The following is an 18,140-nucleotide window of genomic DNA, read 5'->3' on the forward strand; positions in this document are numbered from 1 at the left end:
GGTGTCCTTCCGCTATAGGCGGCGGCTTTCACCTTGAAAAGCCCCGGATATCCAATTTTACGGGTTTTCGCTGCGACAGCTGGGGGCAAGGCTGTTAGACTTTCCTCTGGGCAGAGCGGAAATCAGACCAGATGGCACAGGTAGTCCTTTTCCTGCGTGGCGATCAGATCGCCACGTATCGATCGCTTGCGTCATCCGGCAACGGGGATCGCATGACGGTGACCCTGACCGGGGTTGAACCGCTTGGCGCGGCCAGCACTTACTTCCGGGTGGTGGTGCGTCAGGTCAATGATGGCGAGGGCAACTTCAGCAACGGTCAGTTTGTCGAAATCTATGTCTGGCCGGAAGATGACCCGCCGGAACGGCCGCTGTACAGAAGCCTGAACCCGCAGCACGATCAGTATCAGGGGCGGGCATCCTCTGCCGGGCATCAGATTTTCACCAACCCTTCCAAAATCTTGTTCCAGACCGAGGGGATCTCTTCGGGCAAGATACAGTACGGGCCGGGTGCCTGTCCGCCCCGGGCAGAGAAGCTGCCCTTCAATGGTTTTGCAGGCAGCCCGCCCGCCATTCCCTGCTTTGTTGCGGGCACCCGGATTCTGACGCATCGCGGCATGCTTGGGGTTGAAGGTCTGCGCCCCGGTGATCTGGTGCAGACCATGGACAACGGCTATTCCCCCGTGGTCTGGGCCGGGCGACGCACGGTTTGTGGGCTGGGCAGCATGGCACCGGTGCGATTTGCTGCCGGTGCGGTGGGCAACCAGCGTGATCTGCTGGTGTCGCCCCAGCACCGGATGCTGGTCACCGGCTGGCCATCCGAGTTGACGATGGGCGAACGCGAAACCCTTGCCGCAGCACGACATCTGATCAACAACCGCACGATCCGGCGTCTGCGCCGACCGACTGTCACCTATGTACATATCTTGTGCGAAGATCATCAGGTGATCTTTGCCGAAGGTGCGCCGACCGAAAGCCTGTTCGCAGGGGGCGCGGCGCTTTCAGCCTTTGACCAGCGGGCGAGCGATGAGATCCGCCGCCTGTTCCCGTCGCTTTGCCCGGTCAGCGGCACCGGGACCGGGCTTGCCCGCCCGGTATTGCCCCCTGTCGCGGCGCGACTGGCGGGGCTTTAGCGCCTGCCGCGTCAGAAATGGCGTCGCAAGCTGGAATCCGGTTTGTCCATATTCGGGCCAACCAGAGATTTCATGTGGCGGCAGCTCCCGACTGGACGCGGTGCGCGCAGGTTTGCCGCCGCGGGCGTGCCGCTGCAAGCCGAGAGGCGTCCCACTTTTGTCCCTGCCTGCGGGCCGCGCGGCGTGACCGTCAGCAGCTGGATCTCGGCATAGGTAAAGTTGCGAACCGGTTCATTCTCACGTCCCGGAAATACGGAGGCAACGTTCGTGATGTTGCGCAGCGTTGCATCGCCCATGGCAACAAGGACACCATCCTTGGTCAGCGCCAGGCCGGGCTCGATAAGTCTGCACCCATCTTGATCGCGAGTTCATAGCCGCCAAGCGTGTTCTCTGGCAGATATCCTGCTGTCCCGCGATGGGCGATGACAATGGCTGTTGGTCGGTTATTGGTTGCAGTCCAGAAACACTGGCTCCCGCTGCCCTGCCACAAAGCGGCGCAGCACCAGCGGATACAACCGGTGTTCCTGCACCAGCACCCGGGCGGACAATGTGTCCGCCGTATCGTCCGGCAAAACCGGCACCACCGCCTGCCCCAGCACCGGTCCGGCGTCGAGTTCCGCCGTCACCTGATGCACCGTGCACCCTGCTGCCGTATCGCCCGCGTCGAGCGCGCGCTGATGGGTGTGCAGCCCGGGGTATTTTGGCAGCAGGGACGGGTGGATGTTCAGCATCCGCCCCGCAAAACGACGGACGGAATCCGGGGTCAGCACCCGCATGAACCCGGCAAGGCACAGCACATCGGGGTTTGCCGCAAGAAGGGGCCGCAACAGCTCTGCCTCAAACGCGGCCCGATCGCGGCCAAAGCCCCGGTGATCCACCGCCGCCACAGCCACCCCCAACGCCGCCGCCCGGGCCAGACCCGCCGCCTGTGGGTCATTTGACGCCACAAGCACCGGCTTTGCATAGCCGCCCGCCTGCATATCCTGCACCAGCCGCAGCATGTTGGAGCCACCCCCCGAAATCAGGATGGCAACCCGTGTCACAGCAGGCGGCCCGTGTAGATCACGCCCTCGCCTTCCACGACCTGCCCCATGCGGATCACGGTTTCGCCTTCGGCGCGCAACAGATCGGTCAGCGCATCCGCGCGGTCTTGCGCCACCACCAGCATCATGCCGACGCCACAGTTGAAGGTCTTCAGCAGTTCGGGTTCCGACATATTGGCCGTCCGCGCCAGCCAGTCAAACACCGGCGGCAGATCCCAGGCATCCAGATCGATCTGACAGGCCAGCCCTTCGGGAATCACGCGCGGCGGATTTTCCGTCAGCCCGCCGCCGGTGATATGGGCCAGCGCATTCACGCCCCCGGCCCGCACCGCCGCAAGCGCTTGCTTGACATACAGCCGTGTGGGGGCCAGCAAAGCCGCACCCAGCGTCGCGTCGCTGAACGGCGACGGCGCATCCCACGCAAGCCCCGACAGCTCTACCACCTTGCGCACAAAGCTGTAGCCGTTGGAATGCACGCCGTTCGACGCCAGCCCCAGCAGCACATCGCCCTGCCCCACGCCCGACGGCAGATCGGTGCCGCGTTCCATCGCGCCGACGGCAAAGCCCGCAAGGTCGAAATCGCCGCCATGATACATGCCCGGCATTTCCGCTGTTTCCCCACCAATCAAGGCGCAGCCGGAGGCTTCACAGCCCGCCGCAATGCCGGTGATGATGCGGGTGGCCTGATCCAAATCGAGCTTGCCGGTTGCGAAATAATCAAGGAAGAACAACGGCTCTGCCCCTTGGCACACCAGATCGTTGACGCACATCGCCACCAGATCGACGCCGATGGTATCAACATTGCCGGTGTCTATCGCGATCCGCAACTTGGTGCCCACCCCATCGGTCGCCGCCACAAGGATCGGATCGGTATAGCCCGCGCCCTTCAGGTCAAACAGTGCGCCAAAGCCGCCCAGCCCCCCCATGGTGCCCGACCGCATCGTGCGTTTGGCGGCAGGCTTGATCCGCTCGATCAGCGCATTGCCCGCGTCAATATCCACGCCCGCATCGGCATAGGTCAACCCGTTGTGGCCTTTGGTCATTGCCCGTCTCCGTTCAGGGAATCCGCTGTTGGCGTCCTTTACGCGTTTCACACTGCACGCGCAACAAAGAGGCCGATGCCCAGCCCGCCCAGCCTTGACCCGCCCACCCGTTCTTGACCTGCCCGTCTGATCTGCTAGGCAAGGCAGCGGTACGGGGCTGTAGCTCAATGGTTAGAGCCGGGCGCTCATAACGCCTTGGTTGGGGGTTCGAGTCCCTCCGGCCCTACCAACGCTCGCTTTTTTGCGGATAAATTCGTGCATCGCCGACATGAAACAGCGGTGCAGGTGCGGGGGGTGCTCGCTTCCCCGTCTTGCGACAGGCCCGAGGTCTTTCCCGCTTCGGCACCGCCAAAAACGCTTGGAACGTGATGTATCAGCTTGCCGGGGCCGTTATCCTGCGGCGGCGCAAGGCCAGTGCGCCCAGCCCGCCGAGCGCGGTCAGCATCATAACCAGGCCGGCAGGCACCGGCACGACGGCGGGGGCCATATCCGCCGCAGCCGGAAGGGCACTGGAGGAAATGTTATAGCGAAGCGGTTTGGAATGGGTGCCGTAAAGCCCAAGCCAAAGCTGGCCGGCAAAGTCATCCCCAAGCTCTATGGTCCGCAAGATCGGCGTTCCAGCATTGTAATGGCCAAAGTTCACGCCGCCACCTGCTGCAGAGGTGCCATCCCAGTTCCACCGAAAAGCCGACGTGCTGAACAGCACAGTCCCACCGGCAGAATAGCTGTAACCAAAGCCGGGAATGGCTTCGAACATCACGGTGAGGGTCTGCTTTCCGGCAGGCAGAAAGCCGAAGCTGAGAATGTCACGATCGTTTGAACCGGACCATGTTCCAGACACTGCGGTGACGCCGGCATCGATGACCGTCGGTTTTTTCCAGTTTTTGGAAAACTCACCCAAGTCACTTTCAAGCATGGTTGTCGCCTGCGCAGCGCCTGCTGTCAGGGACAGGACCACGGCAAACGAGGCTGAAAGGGTCTTCAACATGATCATCTCCAGAATGGGTCAACAGGATAACTGCAGCTCTGTTAACCACCGTACTGGGAAGAAATAAGGCAGAATGGCGGCCTTTGATGTACACGAAACCCGTCTGATGCAGCGTCAGACAGTGCCACATCATGCAGTCAGGCCCTGCACGGACCAACAGACCTGCACGGCGTGCCTGCGGCCTGACAGGCCGCAGAGTGCCAGCACATCGCCACGCGGCGCCGTCACGTCACAGGATGAGCGGGGCACGCACAGGCGCTGCGCGGGGCCGATGTCGTGGATATCATGCCCGATCAGCCGTCCGGCCATGCGTGCCACATCCGCCGCGCGGTCGCCATCTGCACATGCGCCAAGCCCGGTCACCCCGTCTTCGGCCAGCAGTTCGATCACCGTCTTGGTCAGCGACGCGGTCGCGCCATAGCTGAACCGATACGGGGCCCTAAAGGGGATGTTGTCCGGGGGTGGCATGGATGCTGCGGATTTTCATGGCTTGGCACCGGATCTATATGGTCAGAGCATAGCCAGACCTGGGGCAAAGGACATTGATAAACATCGGTCGGTTTCCCCCAGAGGACCCGGAAAGGCCCGATTCGCCGCTCCGCCGCGATGACCGCAGTGTGATGCTTGCTGCTGTGGCTTCAAGGGGAACAGGCGCGCACATCCGGTACACACGCCTGATCCCCCGGACGGGCCCTGACCTCTACCGCCGGGTGGGCGTGACCACATGCACCTCGCCAATGCCGCCACCGGTGGCACGGATCTGACGTCCAGGCGGGATCGGCATCGGGCCAAGCCGCGCCCCGGTGATGATAATCTGCCCCCGGCGCAGCGGCACCCCGCGCTGCGCGGCGTGGTCTGCCAGCCAGATCACCGCCTCCACCACCTGCGCGCTGCTGGGGCCAGCTTTGGCTTGCTGCAACAGTTGGTCATCACCAAAGATCGACAGGGGCACCGTGGCCATCTCTACCGTGTTCCAAGGCACCCCGACAGAGCCTGCAACAAAGGCACGGTTGCTTTGCGCATCGGCCAGGCCGGTCAGGGCGGGCACAGCCGAAATGCTTGCAAAACGCGAGTCGAGGATTTCAAACGCCACACAAAGATCGCCCAGGGCAGCCAGCACCTGGTCCGGGGTGGCGCGGTCCGGCACATCCTGCGCAAGACGAAGCGCAAGCTCGACCTCCAGCAACGGGTCAACCAGACCGGCGGGCAGCGCGCCACCATCGGGCAGCAGCCGCGACGCCGCTAGCGGGGCGGTGCGGATAACGCCATTGCGGATCGGGGCGACTTTCCAGCCCGCCACCGCTTCACCCCCCAGCACAGCTGTCTGCACGGCATAGGCCTCCGCCTCGTCACGCGGTGCACTTTCAGGCGGAAGTGCAGACAGGCGCGGGCCGGAAAAGGCCCCGCTCAGGGCGGCGGCGAGCTGTCTGATATGGTCCGGCATAGAGGCACTCCCGCACGGGTGTGGAAGGCAGGCGTGCTTGCCCCCAACCACAAGACAAAGGGCAGTCCGGCTGCACCCCGTGGCGCTGACCAGGCCGCGTCGTGCAAGCTTTGTCAAGACTTCGCCAAGGAATGACCCCGCACCCTTTGCCGATGCGACCCCGTCATTGGAAGACTGTTCCAGCGGATCTTACCGCCGCAAGCGCCCGCTGGCCTGAAACCGCACGTCAGAAAAGATTGTCTGGCGAGGGATTGAAGGGACAGGTTGGACACCACATCTGAGAAGCATTCGCAACAAAACAGGCGCCCCTCCTCCGTGGACAACCATACCAGAGTCGTTTTCCGAGAAACTCACTCCGTCTCATTGGTGCTGCGATGATGGAAGCCATCCTGTTCCTGTTGATCGGGATCCTTGTCATTCTCGCAATCATTGCGGCGAATGGCTATTTCGTCGCGCAAGAATTTGCCTATATGTCGGTCGACCGCACGCGGCTTGCGGCGCGGGCTGCCGAGGGCGATGTGGCGGCCAAGCGCGCGCTTGCGGTCACCCGGCGCACCAGCTTCATGCTGTCGGGCGCGCAGCTTGGCATCACCGTCACCGGCCTGCTGGTCGGCTTTGTCGCCCAGCCGATGGTCGGCAATTCCCTGGGAACGCTGCTCGGCGTTGCAGGTGTGCCCACTGCGGTGGGTGTTGGCGTCGGGACCACGCTGGCGCTGGTCGCCGCCACGATCATCCAGATGATCTTTGGCGAGCTTTACCCCAAGAACCTTGCCATCGCGAACCCCGAACCGCTGGCGCGCGGCCTTGCGCGGTCAACGCTGATCTACCTGACTGTCTTCGGTTGGCTGATCGGGTTTTTCGACAAATCCGCGAACCTGCTGCTGCGGGCGCTGCGGATCGAGCCGGTGCATGATCTTGATGTCAGCGCCTCGGCGGACGACCTGCCGCGCATCATCGCCGACAGCCGCGACAGTGGTGACCTGCCGGTGGAACTGTCGCTGATGATGGACCGCATCCTCGATTTTCCGAAGCAGGATGTCGAGCATGCCATGGTGCCGCGATCGCAGGTCGACTGGGTCAGCCCCGACACGACGCTGGACGAGCTGCGCGGCCTGATGGCGCGCGCCCACACCCGCTATCCGGTGATCGACGACGACGACACCCCCGTGGGTGTGGTGCATCTGGCGGATGTGCTGGAACGTCTGGTGTCCGGGCGCGCCGATGAGCCGGTGTCTGCTGTGATGCGACCGGCAACCGTGATGCCCACCCTGATGCTGCTGCCCGATGCCCTTGCCCAGCTGACCAAGTCTGACAACCAGCTTGCCTGTGTGATCGACGAATACGGCGGCTTTGCCGGGGTTCTGACGATCGAAGATCTGGCGATGGAAATCGTCGGCGAGATCACCGACGAACATGACGCGGATACCGGCTTTTCGCTTGTCCCCGACGGCGACAACATCTGGATCATGGACGGCGACGTGCACCTTGACGAGGTGCAGCGCGCCATTGGCTATGACCTGCCACGCGGCGATGTCGAGACTGTGGCGGGCCTGCTGATTGCCGAACTCGGTGCCCTGCCGTCCGAAGGCGATACGGTGACCGTCGACCTGCCGATTGACCCGGCAGAGCTGGTGTCTGATCAACCGATGCGCCGCAGGCTGGAGGTGGATGTGTTGCGTGTCGAGCGCCACATTCCGACCGAGCTGCGCGTGCGGCTGGTCGAAATTGCAATGACAGAGGATGACCGATGAGCGGCGCGTTGACTTTAATCCTGATCACCGCCCTCCTGATTGCCCTTAGCGCGTTTTTCGTGATCATCGAATTTGCCTTGCTTGGCGCACGGCGGCACCGGCTCGAAGAGCTTGCGCCGCGCAGCGTCTCGGCCCGCGCGGCGTTGCGCGGGATGAACGACCTGACATTGATGCTGGCAGGCGCACAATTGGGCATCACGGTCTGCACCTTTGCGTTGGGGGCGGTTACCAAACCTGCCGTTGATGCCTGGCTTGGCCCGGTGCTTTTGACCTGGGGTCTGCCGTTCTGGGTGGCGGGTGCCACCGCGTTCGGTCTGTCGCTGTTCGTGGTCACCTTCCTGCATCTGGTCGTGGGGGAAATGGCCCCGAAGTCCTGGGCCATTGCGCACCCTGAAACGTCCGCGCTCGCCATCGGGGTGATTTCGCGCGCCTATATCTGGCCGCTCAGGCCGCTTTTGGGGTGGGTGAACGGGCTTGCGAACCGTCTTGTGCGTGCATCGGGCGTGGAGCCTGTCGAAAGTGCGGCTGTCGGCGGACGCGATATCGCGACCATCCGCCAGCTTGTGGAACATTCGGCCAAGGTTGGCACGCTGGAGCCGGAAATGCAGCAACAGCTGTCTGGCTTCATCGACCTTGGCACCATGCCGGTCATCGCACTGGTCGTGACCGACGTGGCACCGACACAGGTCTTGCCGCAGGCAACGGCTGCTGATGTGCGCGCGGCGGGCTTGCAGTCCGGGCACATGCGTATTCTGATGTCGGCCGAGGGCGATGGACCACCGTCGGTCGTGCATGTGCGCGATACGCTGCTGTTGCCTGACACCCAGCCCGCAGCCGATATCGCCCGGCGCGCCTTTGTGCTTGATGCCCAGACCCCGGTCTATGAGGCCCTTGCGCGCATGCGCGGATCTAGCGTGCAGATTGCCATCGTTATGCACAATGATGCGGTATGCGGCATCATCACGCTTGCCGACATCCTCAAGCGGGTGCTGCCCGCCGGGATTGCTGCGCAAAAGGCGGTGGCGGCAACTCAGGCGGCATGAGGCAGCGCGGGAATGGCGGGTCAACGTGCCTTCGATGCAGAGATCTTCCACAAAGGCCGCCGCAGATGTGCGGTGCAGGCGACAGAGGCGAAATTGTCATCGGCCAGCACCAGATCAGCGGCCTCTTTCGCCGCCTCGGACCCTTTCAGCCCCATCGCGATGCCGGCATCGGCGCGTTTCAGCGCCGGGGCGTCGTTGACCTCGTCGCCCGTCATGGCCACCGACAGGCCATTGGCCTGCAATGCAGTCACCAGGCGCAGCTAGTGTTCCGGGCTGGTGCGGGCGAAGACGTCGACGGTGGTGACTTCCGTCGCAAGCTGTGCATCGTCCAGTTTATCCAGATCTGACCCGGTCAGCGCGCGGTGCGGGTTCTGCAACCCGATCTGCGCGGCGATGGCGGTGGCCGTACCGGCATGATCGCCAGTGATCATCTTCACCCAGATGCCCGCCGCCCGACAGTAGCGCCGCCTCGGCCGGAACAGCATCCGCCATCTTGTCGACCAGAACGGATTCGCCGGTCAGCATCGCCTCTTGGGCGGCGAGACCATGCGATTGCAGGATGCGCAGGTCTGCCGGAACCTTGTCGCCGACCTCCGGCAGCACAACGTCCCCCACAACAAGGGCCGCCCCGTCAACCGATATGCGCTGACCACCGCGCAGAACCGCCGCCCGTGGGGCCAGCATCCCGCGGATCGCCGCCATCGCGGCTTCGGCCATGCCTTCCTGCACAAAGCCGATGACGGCATTGGCAAGCACCACCGCAAGCATCACGCCGATATCGATCCAGTGTTGCAACGCCCCGGTGATGACAGCGGCACCGATCAGCACAAAGATCAGGACATTGTGAAAACGCAGAAATGGTGGAAAACCTCATCAAGAACTGCCGACGACTGGGCGGTACAGGCGCAATCGCATATTCGACGCGGCAGGGCATTGACCTTGCACAAACCGGCGTCGGGTTCACCCCTCGCGGTCGGCTGCAAAACCTGCAACGCCAAGGTCCGGGTCTGCCCCGGGGTGCGGGTCACCGACATAAGGGCGGGCCGTTGCTACCGGAAAACAGCGGCCACATCCATTTTAGCCGCGAAAGACCCGCAGCACCGACAAGGCCGCATCCCACAGATCGAAGGTCCGGGGCAGCAGATGCTCTTGCGCGGCAAAGGGCATGTCTCGGGTGCCGTCCATTTCGGCATCCAGCGTCCGGAACAGGCGCATCAATCTGCGGCGATGGATGCCCAGCCGCGCCTGCAGCGGATCGGCAAAAATGCCTGCAAAGGCAGCAATCACCGACCCCAGCAGCATCAGTGCCAGCACCGTCACAGCGATCAGCCCGGGCGACGGCCCGACCGGAAAGACGCCGTACCAGACGCCACCCAAGGGTGCACCCAGCGGAAAATCTGCAACGGCGGTGCCGTGTGACACCGCTTGCGCGACACCGGGGGCCATCGATATCATGCCCGGGGTCAGCGCCTGAAACACGATGGCACCGATGGCAAGGGTCACAAGGCCGGTGGTGAACTCGGCAATCGACGACCGCGTGGCGGTGTAGTCACCCACCGCACCAACGATCCGGTCAGCCGCGGCCTGCGCCTCGGCTACGGTGCCACGGCTGCGGATCACTTCCCGAAACCGGGGTGCGGCAAGGATGGCGCGCGACAAGGCGGCGCGGTCGGGGATGGCGGTGCCCGAAGAAAGCGGCGCATCCAGAAGTTCGGTCAGGATCGCGGCCTCGACCCGCGCCGACACCGCCGTGCGCAGCAGCAGCCGTCGTGCCAGCAGCCAGCCCGCCATGCGCGCCATGCCCAGCTTGCGACAGATCCAGGCTCCGAGCCTGACCAGAACAAGGATCGGCGACAGCACGACGTTGACCGGTGCCCGCAGAATGTCTAACCCGGCTGCGGCGCGGTGCAGATGCAAAGTGCCGGGCCATGTGAAATGGCGATGGACGAACGCCTCCACCCGGTCCTGGAGGCCATGCGTATCGGTGCGCCGCGTCATCTGCCCTCTCCCGATCCGCTTGCCATCCTGCCCCAGCAGACTGTTTTCATGTCAGACTCAGCACGGTCATCAAAATCAGCGTCGCAACCCGCGCCGCATCAGCCTGCGTCTGTGATCCATCATGGCGGTTGGCGGATCGCCAGACGCCAACCGTCACCACAACGTTGTAGGGCACAGACAGCCCATAGCCGACACTCAGCGCAAGCCACGGGTGGTCGTCGGCCAGCAAAGCCAAGAAAAGCAGGCTGGTGGTGACATTGACCAGCAGGCCGCCGAACAGCGCCCAATTCCAAAAGGCCTGCCGAAGGGTCAGGTCGCCGTGCCAAAGTGCCAAAAGCCGTGTCATCTGCCATATATGGCAGTGCACAGAAGACTTCGCCAGCCAGCTTGCCGCGTTCTCTGGCAAGCGTGCGGATGGCGGGGCGGTCAGGTCAGCGTGATCTGATGACTGATGACCGAGCCTTGCGTCACAAGATGCAGCTCGAATCCGGGGAGCAGAGCCTTGGGTTTGTGCGGCTGAGTTCCCGCAAGCGCCAGGCTCAGCCCGTGGCCGCTGGCCGCGCAGGTGCTGGCGACCACCCCGGCCCAAAGGCTTTGCATGCCGCGGTGGCTGTGGCCCGAGATGGGTCCGCGCCATCATCACGCAGATGCGGGTCGGTGATCTGGGCGAACAGGGTCACAACAGGTTGCCCCGCCGCCCCATCAGGCTGAGTACGATCAACGGCAGGGCTGTGGTGATCAGAATCGTCACGAAAGCCATCGCCATGCCAAGGCCGACCGATCCCTGTTCGAATTGCCGCCAGATATAGGTGGAAATGGTGGACACACCCACCGGGGCCACGACCACCGACGCCACCAGCTCACGCGAGGCAACCGCAAAGACCAGCAGCATGGCGGCCAGCAGGCTGGGCGCGATCAGCGGCAGCAGGATGCGCCGGAACGCGGTCAGCGACGAGGCGCCAGAAACCCGCGCCGCAGCCTCCAGATTGTCGCCGATCTGGTGAAAGGCCGCCGTTGCATAGCGCACCGGCTGTGGCAGCAAGATGCAGCAATAGGCCAGAAGCAGGATCAGCGCTGTGTTGTAGGGCGTTACAGGCAGCCACGGCTGGTTCCACGCCAAAATCAGCCCGACTGCCACCACGATACCGGGCAAGGCATTGGGCAGGATGGTCAAAACATCGATCACCCCCCGTCCCCGCACTTTTGACTTCACCACCGCATAGGCTGACAGCGCGCCCAGCAGTCCGGTAACAAGGGCGGTGGCCACACCCAGCGACAGGCTTGTGCCCAGCGCCTTGAGGGCACCGGTCGTATCGCCCAGAATGGCCGCAAAATTGCTGAATCCAAGGTTCGACCAGACCAGCCCGCCGGAAATGGTTTTCGACAGCGCGCCCGCCAGTATCGCCAGCAGCGGCAGGCCCGTCGCCACAAAGGCCACCAGCCCGAACGCCAGCAGCACGGGCCATTTCCAAAGCCCAAGGTCGCGTTTGGGGCTGCCCTGCGGCTTGCCTGTCGTCGCCTCATAAGACCGGCGGCTCAGGATCCAGCGTTGCATCAGGAAGGCGCCAAAGGACAGTGCCACCAGCACCAGCGACAGGATTGCCGCACCCGGCAGATCAATCGGCCAGTCCGAGACCCGCAGGTCGATAGCGGTGACCAGCACGTCGAACCCGGCGCGCGCGCCAAGGGCGGCAGGCGTGCCGTATTCCTCGATCGCCATGGCAAAGACCAGCAGCAGGCTCGCGGCAAGGCCCGGCGTCGACAGCGGCAGCGTCACCCGCCAGAACGCCCGCGCCGGACTGGCCCCGAACACCCGCGCCACATCGGCATAGCGTGACCCGACCGTTTCCAACGTGCGCGACACCGCAAAATAGACCACCGGAAAGCTGTTCAGCGTCATGATGACGACAATGCCGGGCACCGAAAACAGAAAAGACGCAAGGTTGACGCCCACCAACTGCTCCAGATAGCCGCGCGGTTGCAGCGCCATGATCCAGCCCAACACGGCAATATAGGGCGGGATCATGAAGGGGATCAGGAACATGAGATCCCAGACCACCGCGCCCGGCACCTTGAACAAGGCCCGCGCCACTGCCAGCGGCACCCCAATCAGCGCCGACAGCCCGACCACCAGCACCCCCAGCAACAAGGTGTTGCCGGTCATGCCGATCAGAGCCGGATCGCCAAGCGCGCCCGCCAGTGCAGAAAAGGGCGCGGCCAGCGAGCCGCGCCCAAGTTCAGGAAAAATCGCCTGAAGGATGATGAAGACAAACGGCACGGCCACGACCAGTGCCAACCCTGCCGCCGCGATGATGACGGAGGGGCTGACCCTTTCGACCGTGCGCGCCATGTGTCGGTCCCTTACTGCGCGAAGGCTTTGGAAAACGCCTCCAGCGTCTCGGCGCGTTTGCCATAGACGCCGGCGGCGTCGATCGGCAGGATCTTGAGGTCGGCGATCAGCGCACGGTCGGCGGCCACGTCGGTACGCGCAGGCATCAGGTTCTGTGCGGCAACGATGGCCTGTCCTGCATCCGACAGCATGTAGTCGACGAAGGCCTTGGCCTCATCCTGGTTTTGCGACCATTCCATGATCATCACCGGGCGCGGCGCGATGACGGTGCCGCTTTCCGGGAAGATCACCTCGATCGACTCGCCCTTGGCCTGACCGTTCAGCGCAATGTAGTCCACCGCGCCGAAGACGGCGGCCTTGGCACCTTGCAGCACCGGGTTCAGCGCATCGGCATTGGCACCGGCAACAATCGCGCCGTTGGCGGAAAGGCTGTCGAACATTGCCATGTCACCCCCCGCAGACAGCGCCGCAACCAGTTCAAACGCCGAGCCCGATTTTGCCGGGTCCGGCAGGTTCACCAGATCCTTGAACTCCGGCTTGGCCAGATCGGCCCATTCGGTCGGGCGCGGCGTGCCGGAATTCGGGTTCCATGCAATGGCCAGCGCAGCCACACCCTGTGCAACGGCGGTATCGGTCTTCAAGAAATCCGGCACCATTTCTGCATTCGGGCTGGTGTAGGGCTCCAGCCAGCCGCGCGCGGCGAAATCGGTCGCGGTATCCCATGAGGCCGAGATCAGCACATCGACAACCGGGTTGGCGGCTTCGGCTTCGATCCGGGCCATGACATTGCCGGTGGTGGCCTGAAAGAACTCGACCTTGGTTCCGGTTTCGGCGGTGAAACCGGCGGCCAGATCGGCAATCAGCTTTTCCGGGCCAGCGGTATAGACGGTGACATCGGCCAAAGCGCTGCCGGCCACAAACAATGCGGTTGCGGCAACCGAGGCATGAAAGGCGGTTTTCAACATGGGACTATCCTTGTGCATGAAGGGTCAGGGCGCCGGAAACCAGCGCAGACGGTCAGGGAGAATTTGCAGCCCGACACGCTCCCCGATGCGGAGCCGGGTATCACTTGAAATCTGGACCGTCTGGCCGGTGCCTGCTGTGCCCGCGCGGGCGTCTGCGGCAGCCCCATCAAGCCGCACGGTCACCGCATAGCCGGTGTCGCGGAACTGTGCGGCCAGCACCTCACCCGTCAGCGCGGCCGCATCGACATCGATCCTCCGCAGGGCGCGTGGTGTGATCAGGACATCGGCGGCGGCGCTTTGTGGCCCCCCCAGCGGCCCAAGGTCATGCCCGGCACAGGCCCACCCCTTCGCATCCCGCGACAGGCGCAACACCGCGCCCAGCCGCAGGAATTCGGCGACCTTGGCGCTGGCAGGCTGCTCGACCAGATGCTCGGGCGAGGCCAGTTGCGCAATCTGCCCGGAGTCCATCACCGCGACCTGATCGGCCAGCGTCAGCGCCTCGGACTGGTCATGTGTGACATAGATCGCCGTCAGCCCAAGCCCGCGGATAAGCGCGCCAAGTTCTGCCACCATGGTTTCGCGCAATTCGCGGTCAAGGTTCGACAAGGGTTCGTCGAACAGCACGATGCGCGGCTCGGCCACGATGGCGCGCGCGATGGCGACGCGCTGCTGCTGGCCGCCTGACAATGCCGACGGGCTGCGCGCGGCCATGGCCGCCAACCCGACCCGGTCCAGCGCCGCCGTGACCCGTGCCTCACGCTCGGCCCGGCCAACCCCCGCCATTTCCAGCGGAAAGGCCACATTCCCCGCCACCGTCAGATGCGGCCACAGGGCATAATCCTGAAACACCATGCCAAGCTGTCGCTTTTCAGGCGGCACAAAGACCGAAGGGCCGGCAACCAGCTGGCCATGAATCGCAATCTCGCCCGTGGTCGGAGCCAAAAGGCCCGCAACCAGCCGCAACAACGTGGTTTTGCCGCAGCCGGATGGCCCGAGCAGGGCCAGCGTCTGCCCGGATGGCAGTGCCACATCAATGCCCCGCAAGATCTGAGTGGTGCCATAGTTCAGCGTCAGATCCTTCGCGCAGATGGCTTTGTCTGATTTTGTCCGAGCGCTCAACGGGTCACCCCTTGTTCCGATGCCACCCCCGTAGGCGCTCAGTGTGACACGCAGATGAAGGTTTTCTGCGCCGCCCGGGCAGGGCTTCAAGCAACTCTGTGATCGAACCGTCACATCTGCCTGCTATGCGCCGCTCTGAACCGCACAAGGAGACGACCCAATGACCAAGACCCTGATGTTGACGACCGCTGCCTGTGTTGCCCTGTTTGCCCCGATGGCACAGGCCCAAAGCCTTGGTGATCTGGCATGGTCAGACACCACGCCGTTTGATGCCGCGATGACCAAGCAGGACGATTTTACCATCGTCGGTACCGAAGAGCTGATGGGTCTGAAGGCCATGAACGACGATGGCACCATCAAGGCCATCATCGAAATTCCGTCCGGCACCTCGGCCAAATGGGAAGTCAGCAAGGAGGATCCAAAGGCCGTTTACTGGGAGCTGAAAAACGACAAGCCCCGCGTCATCAACTACCTTGGCTATCCCGCAAATTACGGCTCGATCCCCGGAACCGCCCTGCCCAAGGAACTGGGCGGCGATGGCGACCCGCTGGATGTGATCGTGCTGGGTCAGGCTGTGCCGCGCGGGACCGTCGCCGATGTGCGGGTGATCGGTGTGCTCAAGATGCTGGATGGCGGCGAACAGGACGACAAGCTGATCGCCGTTCTGGCCAAGGACTCGCCCTTTGCCCATATCGAGTCGATGGCGCAGCTGGATGCCGAATTCGCCGGTGTCAGCCAGATCATCGACCTGTGGTTTGCAAGCTACAAGGGGCCGGATGGTGGCATGGCGGGCAAGGGATTCGAGGATGCCGACACCGCCCTTGCCGTACTTGAGGCTGCCGCCGCGAACTTTGACGCCGCGCGCTGATCTGCAGGACCTGCAGTTTTCGTGACATGAAATGAGGTCTTGCAGCCGTCTGGGCTGCAAGACCTTTTCTATTGGCGGTGAAGGCGAACCACATCGGCGCGACCAAGCGCAAACCGCAGTGCGGGGTTAGGGGCAGCGCAGCCATTGGCAGGGGTACCCCCACAAAGCGTGGTCCTTCGCTGCAGGATCGCCTCGGGTCGCGCGCCGAGTTTGACGTTCGTCGAGGTTGGACAGCGGCTCGTCGAACAGGAACGCTGACGGGCGGCGCACGATGGCGCGACCCATGGCAACCCGCTGGCGCTGGCCACCGGACAGTTCCGCCGGACGGCTTGCAGCAAGGGTTCGATCTGCAGGATCTGTGCCGCCTCGGCCACGCGGGCGGCGATGTCGGCGGCATCGGTCTTGCGCATCTTCAGCCCGAAGCCGCTGTTCTGTTCCGCCGTCATATGCGGGTAAAGCGCGTAATCCTGAAACACCCTCGCCACACCCGCGCTCGGCCCTGCTGGAGCTGGAGCTGGCGAACCGGTTCGAAGTGAGCCGGGGCACGGTGCGCGAGGCGTTGCTGCTGTTGCAGGAAGAGGGGCTGGTGCACCGGATGGCGCATCGCGGCACGGTGATCGCCGATTGCCGAGCCGAGGATGCCAAGGAACTGATCCGCCTGCGCCATGGCATCGAATGCCGAGGCGTGCGCCGGGCGATGGCGCGGCAGGGCAAGGGGCTGGCCGATGTGCTGCGGCACCATCTTGGGGCGATGCAGGACGCGGCGGCGGCGGGGGATGAATACCTTTTGTCGGTGCATGACCGCGCGTTTCATGCCGGGCTGTTTGAACAGGCCGACTTGCCCCCGGTGCAACCGGTGCTGGCGCGATGCCTGATCCATGCGCATCGGTTCAAGATCCTGCATCCCGAACAGCAACGCGATCTGTTGGAAACCGCGAACCGGCATCAGGTGATCATCGAGGCAGTGGCGGCGGGCGACGCGTATGCGGCGGTGGATGCACTGTCGCATCACATCACCACCATCATGGACTGCGGGCCCTCTGTGCTGGGATCGGGGGCATGAGCCGGGGCCAGCCATCCCCGCAAATGGCCGCGATTCTGGCGCGACTGGCGCCAGAGGATACCGACCTGCCGGACCCGACCTTGCTGTCCGCGGCAGAGGGGCGGGCGCAGGCAGCGCAGGCGAATGCGCACTGGAACCGGGATTTTCCGCAGATGGCGCGGGTGACGGAAGGTGTTGTCGATGGCCCCGCTGGCCCCTGCCCTGCCGCATTCTGGTGCCGCTGGGGAACGTGCGCGGCACGATCCTGTATCTGCATGGCGGCGGCTGAGCGTTTTGTGACCGCGACACGCATGAGCGCGCCGTGCGGGTTCTGGCGCAGGAGGCAGGCGCTGTGGTGGTCAGCGCCGACTACCGGCTGGCACCGGAACATCCGTTTCCCGCCGGGCTTCAGGATTGCGCTGCGATCTGGGCGGCATTGCGCGGGGTTCAGGGCCCGTTTGACGGGCTGACAGGGCCGTGGGCGATTTCTGGCGACAGTGCCGGTGCAAATATAGCGCGGGCGGTGCTGCTGGATGAAAACGCCCCGCCCGCCGATGGCGCGCAGTTGTTCTACGGCGTCTATGGTGCGGATTTCTCTACGGCCTCCTACACCGAATTTGCCGAAGTCCCGGGGCTGACGCGGTCCAAGATGCAGCGCTATTTCGACTGGTATGCAGCGGAAAACCAGCGCCATGACCCGCGCGTGGCACCGCTGCGCGCCAGCGATGCGGCGCTGCAGGCCATGCCGCCCACCTATTTCGCGTGCGAGGAGGATTACACCGGGTTCTACCTGCACCACTGCGTGCATTACATGGATCTGATGCCGTGGCTGGTGGGCAGCCCACTACAGGACATGACCGTGCGCCGCATCAGCCCGGCCAAGGGGCAGGTGTTGTTCCACGTGGGGTTTGCCTGCGAAAACGGCGCTATCGGCAATGTGGTGATGGGCACGCTGCAATCGCGCGGGACGCCGATGGAGCAGATCACGGTGATGGGCGATCACAACCGGGTGGAGGTGTCGAATGTGATCAACGTGGCCTGGCAGCGCGACCCGCCGTTCAAGGCCGATGTTAAGGCGGCAACACTGGACCCGGCCAGCGATACGCTGTGCTGGACGCCAAATTTCACCGCCGCCGCGAATGAGGATCACAAGGGCTGTGCCGCCTTGTTGGCCGATGTGGCGGCAGGGCTGTCGGGGGCACCGTCCGCCGCGCCGATGATTGCCGATGGGGTGACCGCGATGGCCACGCTGGACCGGATGATCGCGCTGCTGGAGGGCCAGAGGTGAAATACGGCCCCTTTGGCCATGTGTGCCGGGGAGATGAGCTTGTGCAGTGGTGGTGATCTGACGTTCTG

At 64.0% G+C, this 18,140-nt stretch carries 16 protein-coding genes, 1 tRNA gene and 5 pseudogenes; 7 read left to right on the forward strand and 15 right to left on the reverse strand.

The features are described from left to right. Nucleotides 1-212 precede the first annotated feature (212 nt). The gene (locus EEB11_RS14115) at nucleotides 213-1,130 is read left to right on the forward strand and encodes a Hint domain-containing protein (RefSeq protein WP_167852749.1); all 918 of its coding nucleotides are present in this window, start codon (nucleotides 213-215) and stop codon (nucleotides 1,128-1,130) included. Between the two features lie 11 nt (nucleotides 1,131-1,141). Here the strand turns inward: EEB11_RS14115 and EEB11_RS14120 are convergent. From EEB11_RS14120 to purM, 3 genes and pseudogenes are all read right to left on the reverse strand, one after another. Then, nucleotides 1,142-1,474 (reverse strand): annotated as a pseudogene (locus tag EEB11_RS14120) (glycerophosphodiester phosphodiesterase family protein); the annotation flags it as partial. 99 nt (nucleotides 1,475-1,573) lie between these two features. Further along, nucleotides 1,574-2,173: a phosphoribosylglycinamide formyltransferase gene (gene purN, locus EEB11_RS14125; protein WP_135432345.1), complete on the reverse strand. Its 600-nt coding sequence runs from the start codon at nucleotides 2,171-2,173 to the stop codon at nucleotides 1,574-1,576. Beyond that, complete coding sequence (gene purM / locus EEB11_RS14130) at nucleotides 2,170-3,216, reverse strand: phosphoribosylformylglycinamidine cyclo-ligase (protein WP_135432347.1); 1,047 nt, start codon at nucleotides 3,214-3,216, stop codon at nucleotides 2,170-2,172. Before purM ends, purN begins: the two co-directional genes overlap by 4 nt. Before the next feature lie 153 nt (nucleotides 3,217-3,369). On the opposite strand from purM, the gene EEB11_RS14135 reads away from it, so the two are divergent. Then, nucleotides 3,370-3,445 (forward strand) — tRNA-Ile (locus EEB11_RS14135). A gap of 144 nt (nucleotides 3,446-3,589) precedes the next feature. Here the strand turns inward: EEB11_RS14135 and EEB11_RS14140 are convergent. The 3 genes from EEB11_RS14140 to EEB11_RS14150 all read right to left on the reverse strand — a co-directional run bounded on the left by EEB11_RS14140 (nucleotide 3,590) and on the right by EEB11_RS14150 (nucleotide 5,648). After that, nucleotides 3,590-4,204: a hypothetical protein gene (locus tag EEB11_RS14140; protein WP_135432349.1), complete on the reverse strand. Its 615-nt coding sequence runs from the start codon at nucleotides 4,202-4,204 to the stop codon at nucleotides 3,590-3,592. A 129-nt stretch (nucleotides 4,205-4,333) separates the two neighbouring features. Next, nucleotides 4,334-4,672, reverse strand: coding sequence for a hypothetical protein (locus tag EEB11_RS14145; protein WP_135432351.1), 339 nt, complete (start codon nucleotides 4,670-4,672; stop codon nucleotides 4,334-4,336). Nucleotides 4,673-4,904: 232 nt separating this feature from the next. Continuing rightward, complete coding sequence (locus tag EEB11_RS14150) at nucleotides 4,905-5,648, reverse strand: 2-keto-4-pentenoate hydratase (protein ID WP_135432353.1); 744 nt, start codon at nucleotides 5,646-5,648, stop codon at nucleotides 4,905-4,907. Nucleotides 5,649-6,022: 374 nt separating this feature from the next. On the opposite strand from EEB11_RS14150, the gene EEB11_RS14155 reads away from it, so the two are divergent. Both EEB11_RS14155 and EEB11_RS14160 read left to right on the forward strand, forming a co-directional pair. Further along, nucleotides 6,023-7,399, forward strand: a complete 1,377-nt coding sequence (locus tag EEB11_RS14155) for a hemolysin family protein (RefSeq protein ID WP_135432355.1) — start codon at nucleotides 6,023-6,025, stop codon at nucleotides 7,397-7,399. Beyond that, entirely contained in the window at nucleotides 7,396-8,442 is a 1,047-nt protein-coding gene (locus tag EEB11_RS14160; RefSeq protein WP_135432357.1) for a CNNM domain-containing protein, read from the forward strand. The genes EEB11_RS14155 and EEB11_RS14160 overlap by 4 nt, the downstream gene beginning before the upstream one ends. 47 nt (nucleotides 8,443-8,489) lie before the next feature. On the opposite strand, the pseudogene EEB11_RS20460 reads toward EEB11_RS14160, so the two are convergent. The 8 genes and pseudogenes from EEB11_RS20460 to EEB11_RS14190 form a co-directional block, all read right to left on the reverse strand. After that, nucleotides 8,490-8,900: pseudogene (locus EEB11_RS20460) on the reverse strand (HAD-IC family P-type ATPase); the annotation flags it as partial. An 88-nt stretch (nucleotides 8,901-8,988) separates the two neighbouring features. Beyond that, nucleotides 8,989-9,210: pseudogene (locus EEB11_RS20465) on the reverse strand (P-type ATPase actuator domain-containing protein); the annotation flags it as partial. A 309-nt stretch (nucleotides 9,211-9,519) separates the two neighbouring features. Beyond that, complete coding sequence (locus tag EEB11_RS14170) at nucleotides 9,520-10,440, reverse strand: DUF6635 family protein (RefSeq protein WP_135432359.1); 921 nt, start codon at nucleotides 10,438-10,440, stop codon at nucleotides 9,520-9,522. 46 nt (nucleotides 10,441-10,486) lie between these two features. Continuing rightward, nucleotides 10,487-10,786, reverse strand: a complete 300-nt coding sequence (locus EEB11_RS14175) for a hypothetical protein (RefSeq protein WP_135432361.1) — start codon at nucleotides 10,784-10,786, stop codon at nucleotides 10,487-10,489. A gap of 80 nt (nucleotides 10,787-10,866) precedes the next feature. Continuing rightward, on the reverse strand, nucleotides 10,867-11,040 hold the full coding sequence (locus tag EEB11_RS19585; RefSeq protein WP_167852750.1) for a hypothetical protein: 174 nt from the start codon (nucleotides 11,038-11,040) through the stop codon (nucleotides 10,867-10,869). Between the two features lie 76 nt (nucleotides 11,041-11,116). Continuing rightward, nucleotides 11,117-12,790, reverse strand: coding sequence for an ABC transporter permease (locus EEB11_RS14180; protein WP_135432363.1), 1,674 nt, complete (start codon nucleotides 12,788-12,790; stop codon nucleotides 11,117-11,119). A gap of 11 nt (nucleotides 12,791-12,801) precedes the next feature. Further along, the gene (locus tag EEB11_RS14185) at nucleotides 12,802-13,755 is read right to left on the reverse strand and encodes an ABC transporter substrate-binding protein (RefSeq protein WP_135432365.1); all 954 of its coding nucleotides are present in this window, start codon (nucleotides 13,753-13,755) and stop codon (nucleotides 12,802-12,804) included. Between the two features lie 24 nt (nucleotides 13,756-13,779). Then, nucleotides 13,780-14,874, reverse strand: coding sequence for an ABC transporter ATP-binding protein (locus tag EEB11_RS14190; protein WP_135432367.1), 1,095 nt, complete (start codon nucleotides 14,872-14,874; stop codon nucleotides 13,780-13,782). 160 nt (nucleotides 14,875-15,034) lie between these two features. Between EEB11_RS14190 and EEB11_RS14195 the strand changes: the two genes are divergently transcribed. After that, nucleotides 15,035-15,742: an inorganic diphosphatase gene (locus EEB11_RS14195; protein WP_135432369.1), complete on the forward strand. Its 708-nt coding sequence runs from the start codon at nucleotides 15,035-15,037 to the stop codon at nucleotides 15,740-15,742. Between the two features lie 219 nt (nucleotides 15,743-15,961). Here EEB11_RS14195 and EEB11_RS20005 read toward each other — a convergent pair. Then, nucleotides 15,962-16,227, reverse strand: a pseudogene (locus EEB11_RS20005) (ATP-binding cassette domain-containing protein); the annotation flags it as partial. Nucleotides 16,228-16,274: 47 nt separating this feature from the next. Here EEB11_RS20005 and EEB11_RS14205 point away from each other — a divergent pair. Together EEB11_RS14205 and EEB11_RS14210 are read left to right on the forward strand one after the other, a co-directional pair. Then, on the forward strand, nucleotides 16,275-16,805 hold the full coding sequence (locus EEB11_RS14205) for a GntR family transcriptional regulator (protein WP_167852751.1): 531 nt from the start codon (nucleotides 16,275-16,277) through the stop codon (nucleotides 16,803-16,805). 286 nt (nucleotides 16,806-17,091) lie between these two features. Then, a pseudogene (locus EEB11_RS14210) lies at nucleotides 17,092-18,072 on the forward strand (alpha/beta hydrolase fold domain-containing protein); the annotation flags it as partial. Nucleotides 18,073-18,140 lie beyond the last annotated feature (68 nt).

This window comes from Pseudotabrizicola sediminis (assembly GCF_004745575.1).
In the GTDB taxonomy this organism is placed as follows: domain Bacteria; phylum Pseudomonadota; class Alphaproteobacteria; order Rhodobacterales; family Rhodobacteraceae; genus Pseudotabrizicola; species Pseudotabrizicola sediminis.

Coding starts and splice junctions, on each gene's coding strand:
- EEB11_RS14170 (WP_135432359.1), bottom strand. CDS start 10,440: ATGACGCGGCGCACCGATACGCATGGCCTCCAGGACCGGGTGGAGGCG.
- EEB11_RS14160 (WP_135432357.1), top strand. CDS start 7,396: ATGAGCGGCGCGTTGACTTTAATCCTGATCACCGCCCTCCTGATTGCC.
- EEB11_RS14155 (WP_135432355.1), top strand. CDS start 6,023: ATGATGGAAGCCATCCTGTTCCTGTTGATCGGGATCCTTGTCATTCTC.
- EEB11_RS14145 (WP_135432351.1), bottom strand. CDS start 4,672: ATGCCACCCCCGGACAACATCCCCTTTAGGGCCCCGTATCGGTTCAGC.
- EEB11_RS14150 (WP_135432353.1), bottom strand. CDS start 5,648: ATGCCGGACCATATCAGACAGCTCGCCGCCGCCCTGAGCGGGGCCTTT.
- EEB11_RS14115 (WP_167852749.1), top strand. CDS start 213: ATGACGGTGACCCTGACCGGGGTTGAACCGCTTGGCGCGGCCAGCACT.
- EEB11_RS14195 (WP_135432369.1), top strand. CDS start 15,035: ATGACCAAGACCCTGATGTTGACGACCGCTGCCTGTGTTGCCCTGTTT.
- EEB11_RS14140 (WP_135432349.1), bottom strand. CDS start 4,204: ATGTTGAAGACCCTTTCAGCCTCGTTTGCCGTGGTCCTGTCCCTGACA.
- EEB11_RS14185 (WP_135432365.1), bottom strand. CDS start 13,755: ATGTTGAAAACCGCCTTTCATGCCTCGGTTGCCGCAACCGCATTGTTT.
- EEB11_RS14180 (WP_135432363.1), bottom strand. CDS start 12,790: ATGGCGCGCACGGTCGAAAGGGTCAGCCCCTCCGTCATCATCGCGGCG.
- EEB11_RS14175 (WP_135432361.1), bottom strand. CDS start 10,786: ATGACACGGCTTTTGGCACTTTGGCACGGCGACCTGACCCTTCGGCAG.
- purM (WP_135432347.1), bottom strand. CDS start 3,216: ATGACCAAAGGCCACAACGGGTTGACCTATGCCGATGCGGGCGTGGAT.
- EEB11_RS19585 (WP_167852750.1), bottom strand. CDS start 11,040: ATGCAAAGCCTTTGGGCCGGGGTGGTCGCCAGCACCTGCGCGGCCAGC.